General features: G+C 44.0%; 4 protein-coding genes and 1 tRNA gene. 4 read left to right on the top strand and 1 reads right to left on the bottom strand.

The genetic code is table 11. The features are described 5' to 3' along the window. Positions 1-223: 223 nt before the first annotated feature. On the bottom strand, positions 224-1,612 hold the full coding sequence (locus HZA08_09300) for a sodium:proton antiporter (GenBank protein MBI5193619.1): 1,389 nt from the start codon (positions 1,610-1,612) through the stop codon (positions 224-226). A gap of 213 nt (positions 1,613-1,825) precedes the next feature. Between HZA08_09300 and HZA08_09295 the strand changes: the two genes are divergently transcribed. The 4 genes from HZA08_09295 (at position 1,826) to HZA08_09280 (ending at position 7,738) form a co-directional block, all read left to right on the top strand. Next, positions 1,826-1,901 (top strand) — tRNA-Glu (locus HZA08_09295). Between the two features lie 70 nt (positions 1,902-1,971). Next, a complete protein-coding gene (locus tag HZA08_09290; GenBank protein MBI5193618.1) occupies positions 1,972-4,983 on the top strand; it encodes a PAS domain-containing protein in 3,012 nt (1,003 codons plus the stop codon). 76 nt (positions 4,984-5,059) lie between these two features. Continuing rightward, the gene (locus HZA08_09285; protein MBI5193617.1) at positions 5,060-6,760 is read left to right on the top strand and encodes a response regulator; all 1,701 of its coding nucleotides are present in this window, start codon (positions 5,060-5,062) and stop codon (positions 6,758-6,760) included. 570 nt (positions 6,761-7,330) lie between these two features. Beyond that, positions 7,331-7,738: a hypothetical protein gene (locus tag HZA08_09280; protein ID MBI5193616.1), complete on the top strand. Its 408-nt coding sequence runs from the start codon at positions 7,331-7,333 to the stop codon at positions 7,736-7,738. Positions 7,739-7,862: the final 124 nt, after the last annotated feature.

Here is a 7,862-nt window from a genome sequence, read left to right as displayed (position 1 = left end):
CGGGACATTCTTGTCCCGCTGATTTTCATGGCCCTTTGTGAACCCTCGGTTCATGGGAGTTCATCCGAAAATCAACCCCATCCCCACCCTACCCCTCCCCTTGAAGGGGAGGGAATCAACATAGCCCCCTCTCCCTCAGGGTTAGGGTGAGGGTGGGGTTTTCATTGCCCTTTGTGAACCCTGGCTCATGTGGTTCATCCGTAGTTAAATATGTCTTACCGGTTTACCTGAAAAACAGAAACCAAATCAGGGCAAATGTCGGTATAAGTACCGGCAGTGAATACTTTATAACATAACCAAAGAAGCTTGGGGATTCCACGCCGGACACATCCGCAATTGATTTGACCATAAAGTTAGGGCCATTGCCGATGTATGTATTTGCACCGAAGAAGACTGCCCCGACTGAGATGGCCTGGATATATTTCCATGTATAAACTGAGATACCGCTTACAAGGGTTATGGTATGATTCGGGTCGAGGAATTTTGCCATGTCAGCATCAACAGATAAGCCTGCTAAACCGAATGCCCCGCTTAGAAAATTGAGATATGTCGGGGCATTATCAAGGACACTTGAAAGTATGCCTGAACCCCAGTAAAATTGACCGTAAGTATTAATCCCAAGTTCGGAGGCGTTCTGTTCAAGGTAATCAAGGGTAGGTATCATGGTTGCAAATATCCCTGCAAAAAGGATTGCAACCTCTTTTATAGGAACAAAGTTGAATTCATTGGACTCCAATGCCTCTTTGTTGGATGTCTTATATGACAGGTATCCTACAAAAGCCATGATTGAGGCAATGATTACCGTTATAATGGCCTCTCCATTTTCACCGAGCGCTTTCTCGATCTGTCCCATAAACTCCATCTTCTGAATCAGTACTGCACCAAGGATTATGAAGATATAAATAAAGTTCTGGAGTCCGAGTATGTTCATCTTCCCTGAAGTTGCCCGCTTTGGAATCTGTCCTCTTGATCTGGAATAATTCAGTGAATCAATAATATAGAATATGGCAAGAACAATCGCTATGGCTATAAGCCATATATACCAGACCTTGCCGATTACCCAAAAGAACGGAACACCTTTCAGATAACCTAAAAATAGCGGCGGGTCTCCTATGGGGGTTAACGCACCTCCGATATTGCTCACAAGAAAGATAAAGAATACTACATGATAACCCTTTGCCCTGAATTTATTGATCCTCAGAAATGGTCTGATTAGGAGCATTGAGGCACCGGTAGTCCCAAAGATGTTTGCAATTACAGCACCTATAAGTAGAATAAGCGAATTTAAAAATGGGGTTGCCTCCTTCTCCATTTTTATAAAGATACCGCCGGAGATAACGAATAACGAACCGATCAGCGCTATGAAACTGTAATACTCTATTGCAGTGTGAATGAGTTTATGTATTCCATAAGAAGAGGTACCGGTTACATCTCCGAACCCGTTAACAGCCCTCACAGCAAACAGGTAATATAAGACTATGAGAAGGCCAAGCCCAAATGAGATGTAGTGATAGTTTTTCTCCCAGGTATGTTTGCTGATAAACGGTAGAAGCGCTATAGATGCCAGCAAAAGTACAAACGGGATTACAGCAACCGGATTGAAATGAGCCATCTTGTGAAGCTCAAACTCACCCGCATAAGCATGACTACTGAAAAAACCGCAAATCAGCATTAAGCAGACAACTATTCTCTTGATTAAAATCATTTTATAAATCCTTATTCTAATTAATGGGGTGATATGTTTTACATTTTTTATTTTTATTTGTCAACAAGAAAAAACTCCTATTGAAATTCTTATCACAGATTTGCTATGATGTATGAAATTGGTCCCATCGTCTAGAGGCCTAGGACGCCGCCCTCTCACGGCGGCAACACGGGTTCGAATCCCGTTGGGACTACCAATGATTTAACTTCCTGAGATATTATACATACCTTTATATTGATTTCATAAGAATAATATTTGGAGCGGTGATGAAAAAGGTCAACCCTAAGAACATCCCCAATATCAACAAAAAAGACACACTACAAAAGCCTGCACAAAAAAAACCGGAGAGGACATCAAGAAAGCCCTTTTATATAGTCGCCATGGGCGGCTCTGCAGGGGGGCTTGAGGCATTTGAGCAATTTTTTTCTGTCATGCCTCCTGACAGCGGGCTGGCCTTTGTAATTATTACCCACCTTGACCCTGACCATAAGGGGATAATGCCGGAAATCATTCAGCGCTCTACAAAGATGAAGGTCTGTCAGGTGACAGATGGCATGAAGGTGCGGCCGAACAGTGTCTATATCATCCCGCCGAAAAAGGATATGTCCATATTGCATGGGACCCTGCATCTGCTCGACCAGACAGTGCCTCGCGGTGTGCGTATGCCGATTGACTTCTTTTTCAGGCACCTTTCAGACGACCAGCAGGAAAGGGGTATCGGTATAATCCTGTCTGGAATGGGGACAGACGGCACCCTCGGCATCAGGGCTATCAAGGAAAAGTTAGGACTGGCAATGGTGCAGGACCCCAAGACAGCGAAGTACGACGGCATGCCGTTGAGTGCTATAGCCTGCGGTATTGTTGATTATATTGCCCCTGCTGAAGAACTGCCTGTAAAGCTGCTTCGCTATGTAAAGCACACCCTGAAGATACCACAGACAGGTCTTACCGTGCCGGGTAAGACGCTGAGCGCCATTCAGAAGATATGCATCCTCATCAGGGCAAAGACCGGACATGATTTTTCCCTGTATAAGAAAAACACCATCTATCGCCGCATTGAAAGGAGGATGAGTGTTCATCAGATCAGCAGCATTGCACACTATATCCGTTATCTTCAGGAAAATCCCGGAGAGATAGAACTCCTCTTCAAAGAGTTCCTCATAGGGGTTACAAACTTTTTCAGGGACCCTGGTGCCTTTGAAGTCCTTATACAAAAAGCAATCCCGCAAATGCTAAAGGGTATGCATAAAGACAGTGTGATTAGGATATGGATACCCGGTTGTTCTACAGGTGAGGAGGCATACTCAATAGCCATTATCCTCCGGGAGCATATAGAGAAAACCCGGCTTAAAAATGAATTAAAGCTCCAGATATTTGCAACTGACATTGACAAGGATGCTATTGATAAGGCGAGATATGGCGTCTATCCTGCCAATATTGCCGTTGACCTGTCTCCTGAGCGTCTCCAGAAGTTCTTCATAAAGGAGGACTCTATCTACCGTATCAGGAAAGAGATCAGGGAGATGATAGTCTTTGCCCCGCAGAGTATAATGATGGACCCGCCGTTCACCAAACTTGATATGCTCTGCTGCAGGAATCTCCTTATTTACCTTAATGCCGAGGTACAGAAAAAAATCCTGCCGCTGTTTCACTACGCCCTGAAACCCGGGGGAATCCTCTTTCTCGGTCCTTCCGAAACTATTGGTTCCTTCAATGACCTCTTTGCCCCCATAGATAACAAGTGGAAGATATTCAGACGTAAGGAATCGTCAACAGCCAGGGCAGGCATGGTGGACCTCCCTTCATCCCTTCTGTCACCTGATGTAAGGAGACTGATGGATATGGGAAAAACCCTGCCTGATATTGAACCTGACCTTCCTGACATGGTACAACAGGCGCTTATTGAGAGCTACACACCTCCTGCCGTACTCATAAATGAGAATGGAGATATCCTTTATATCAGCGGAAGGACCGGCAATTATCTTGAACCATCCGCCGGCAAGGCTGCCATGAATATCTATGCAATGGCGCGTGAAGGACTGAGGTATGAGGTGGGAACAGCCTTACACAAGGCAGTCACACAAAAGACAACAGTAATGATGACGGGGTTGAAGGTCATGATCAATGGCGCATGTCATGTAATAAACCTCACGGTGAAACCTGTTGCAAAACCGGGTGCAATGTATGGAACCCTTCTGGTGGTGTTTGAGGACGTAACAGCCCATTGTGAGAAGACAGTACCTGTTAAGGGTAAAGTGAAGCCAGCATCAGCACACGGCAGGTACAAAGAAGTTGAAGATGAACTGAAGAGGACTCGGGAACAGCTTCAGGCCAGTATTGAAGAGGCAAATAGTTCGCAGGAGGAGATCAAATCAACCAACGAGGAATTACAGTCAACCAACGAAGAGCTGCAGTCAACTAATGAGGAGCTGACCACTTCCAAGGAAGAACTCCAATCCCTTAATGAAGAGCTTATAACAGTCAATGCTGAACTGCAGAACAAGGTTGACGAGCTGACCCAGACCAACAACGATATGAAAAACCTCCTCAACAGCACGGATATTGCTACAATCTTTGTGGACAATGACCTGAATGTAAAGCGGTTTACAACACAGGCAACAAAGATCATCGCCCTCAGACAGTCGGATATCGGGCGTCCCCTCACCGACCTTGTCACAAATCTGGAATATGCAGGCATGGTAGAAGATATAAAGGATGTTATTCATACACTGATTCCCAGGGAAAATCAGGTGGAGACCAAAGATGGAAGACAATGTATTATGCGCATTATGCCTTACCGGACGCTTGACCATGTAATAGACGGCGCGGTGATAACCTTTAATGACATTACAAATATTAAACTGATGGAGGATTATAAGCGCGAGAATATAGCGATTAAAGAGGCGCTCATTTACACGGAAGACATCATAAATACAGTAAGAGAACCATTGATAGTACTTAATTCAGAGTTTTGTGTTGTATCTGCAAGCAGGGCTTTCTACACTACTTTTCAGGTCTCTCAAGAGGAGACCGAGGGAAAATCTCTATTTGGTCTCGGCAACCATGAATGGGACATGCCTTCATTAAGGCAATTGCTTGAGAAAATCCTTCCCAAGGGCAACGAGTTCAATGACTTTGTGGTAGAACATGAATTTCCGAATATCGGCTACAGAAAAATGCTCCTGAATGCGCGACGGATATCCGGAGAAAAAAATGAAGGCCAGTTGATACTGCTTGCGATTGAGGATATAACTAAAGCAGTGAGCAGTAAGCAGTAAGCGGTTAGCAGTAAAGACAGTAATTATCTACTTACTGCTCACTGCTTACTGTTTACTGTTCACATGGAAATATGCCATGAAGAAAGATAAATCAGACGACAATCGTCACAGAGACCTTCGGCAACAGGCTGAAGAAATTCTCAAAATAAAGAAGGCTGATGAGATTAAATACATGCATGAAACGGACATACGCACCCTTGTCCATGAGCTTCAGGTACATCAGATAGAGCTGGAGATGCAAAATGAAGAGCTGCAAATAGCACGCAATAAAGCAGAAGAGATGAGTGAGCAGTACATTGACCTGTTTGACTTTGCTCCTGTCGGATTCTTCACATTTGATGAGGCCGACGGCTCTATCATTATGGTAAATCTGTCAGGCGCCTCAATGCTAGGTGTTGATAGAATGGGCCTGATCGGCAGGCGATTTGCCCAATTCATTACACCTGAAGGCAGGGGGGTATTCAATGACTTTTTCAGGAAAACACTCAATTCTGATAGAAAGCAGACATGCGAGATACAGATCATGAAGGACAATGCACCTTCTTTATATGCGTATATGGAAGGTATTGCCGTAGCAAAGCAAACTTCAAAAAAAGAGATTCGCGCCTCTTTAATTGATTTAACCGACCACAGGCAGGTAGATGATGATCGTGTCAAGATTCACAAACTTGAGTCTCTCGGAATCCTGGCCGGAGGCATAGCCCATGACTTCAACAATCTGCTGACCGGCATACTCGGTAACATAAGTCTCGCATTAATGCATATTAACCCTGAAGATAAGGTATTCAAGTGGCTGGTTAATGCAGAAAATGCATCTCTGAGGGCTCAGGAGCTGACGTATAAGCTGCTGACATTTTCCAAAGGCGGCGCTCCGGTAAAAAGAGCAATCTCAATCACAAAGCTGTTAAGGGATTCTGTAGATTTTGTCCTGAGCGGTTCAAACGTTAAAATTGAATTCTCTATACCTGACGATATATGGGCAGTCAATGCTGATGAGACTCAGATAAGTCAGGTGATCAGCAATCTCACGATTAACGCAATACAGGCGATGCCTGACGGCGGGATAATCAGGGCAGGCTGTGAAAATTTAGTGCTTCAGGAAGACAATCCCCTGCATCTGGATGAGGGTAACTATGTAAAGATAACTATCAAAGACAGCGGAAATGGGATACCTGAAGAACTATTGAAGAAGATATTTGACCCTTTCTTTACAACAAAAGAAAACGGGAAGGGGCTCGGACTCAGCATCTGTTATTCAATTTTAAAGAGACATAACGGGATTATAACAGTTGAATCCGACAATGGAGCAGGGGGCGCAGGGACAACCTTTTCCATCTACCTTCCCGCGTGCTTTGAAAAGATTGAGGGAGAGAAAGAAGAAGGAAAGACACTTACAGGTATTGGGAGGATACTGCTCATGGATGATGAAGAAATAATCATCCAGACTGCACCTGCAATGCTCAAAGCCCTTGGATACGAGGTTGAAGCCGCCGGAGATGGTGCAGAAGCAATAGAGAAATACAAGCTTGCCGAAGAGATGGGCAAGCCCTTTGATGCAGTCATAATGGACCTGACCATACCAGGAGGAATGGGCGGCAAAAATACAATAAAAAGACTAAGAGAAATAAACCCTGTTGTAAGGGCAATAGTGTCAAGCGGGTATTCAAACGACCCTATTATTGCTGAGTATAAAGAATACGGATTCATGGCCACCCTGTCCAAACCATTCAGGATGCAGGAACTAAGCGAGGTGTTGCACAGGGTGCTTAGCAATTAAGCTGTATTCAGGATTTTTTCTTTGTGACCTTTTTAAGCCTTCAGCATCAGGGATGAATTCTATCTTATATGCCATGTCTCTTTTTTACCTTATCCCATGATATATTTGCAGTACTGTCATAACCTTTCATCCTCTGCTCTACTACTTCTTTTCTATTTCTGGGGACCATACTTAACTCCCATCTCTATGTGAACCAATTCAGTATGGTGTCCCCAGAAATTTGCCAGAAATTTGAATAAATGGCTTTCATCAAAACTATTGGAAATTTCTGACCCCCTTACCAGATTGATGTTGTCACCACTCACATTACCTCAGTAAGCGACTTACCTGCATTTCGAAGTTTTCATCCGAAAATCACCTCCGGCGGGGTAAGAAAACCCCGCCTATCCAAATCTATGAGGATAGGCGGGACTTTCTTGTCCCGCTGATTTTCATGGCCCTTTGTGAGCGCCCCGCTCATGTTGGTTCATTTGAAATTTCCTCTCGCTTTCCAGATAGCTCTCTTTATATATTTACTAAAATGGAGTATCATCCAATTTAGTTGAACTAAATTGGATGAGGATGCGGTTTATGGACTTTACATACCTTGACAATCTTAATGGAAGCTATGCTGAATCAAGGATACTTCATGCGGCTGTTGAGCTGAATATATTTGATGCAATCGGCCATAATGCTGTGTCCGCAAAAGATATATCTGAAACACTTAAAACAGATGTCAGGGCAACTGAACTTCTCCTGAATGCACTTACTGCCCTTAACCTGCTTAAAAAAGAGAACCACACCTTTACACTGACGGACCTTTCAAAAAAATATCTGCTCTCTTCATCCAATACCTGTTATGCTGGAGTAATAAAATTTGAATCTGCTATGTGGAATAAATGGGAGAGGCTTGCGGACTCTGTCAGAACAGGCAAACCTGCAAGAACCCCTGATATGTATCAGACGAATAAGGAAGAGACAGAGGTAACCCTTCAGTGAGGCGTGGTGACACGAAAAAACTACTTGCGTTCTGGTTGCCATCTATGGTACAACATGATGAATGGAGATGGCGGTCAGATATCGTGGCAGAGAATTCGCCCATGAGGAAATAGCCGAAGTACGT

Source organism: Nitrospirota bacterium, from assembly GCA_016212215.1.
GTDB lineage: Bacteria > Nitrospirota > 9FT-COMBO-42-15 > HDB-SIOI813 > HDB-SIOI813 > JACRGV01.
Note: the sequence above shows the minus strand (reverse complement) of the source record. Positions and strands in the feature narration are given on the sequence as shown.

Coding starts and splice junctions, on each gene's coding strand:
- HZA08_09285 (MBI5193617.1), top strand. CDS start 5,060: ATGAAGAAAGATAAATCAGACGACAATCGTCACAGAGACCTTCGGCAA.
- HZA08_09280 (MBI5193616.1), top strand. CDS start 7,331: ATGGACTTTACATACCTTGACAATCTTAATGGAAGCTATGCTGAATCA.
- HZA08_09290 (MBI5193618.1), top strand. CDS start 1,972: ATGAAAAAGGTCAACCCTAAGAACATCCCCAATATCAACAAAAAAGAC.
- HZA08_09300 (MBI5193619.1), bottom strand. CDS start 1,612: ATGGCTCATTTCAATCCGGTTGCTGTAATCCCGTTTGTACTTTTGCTG.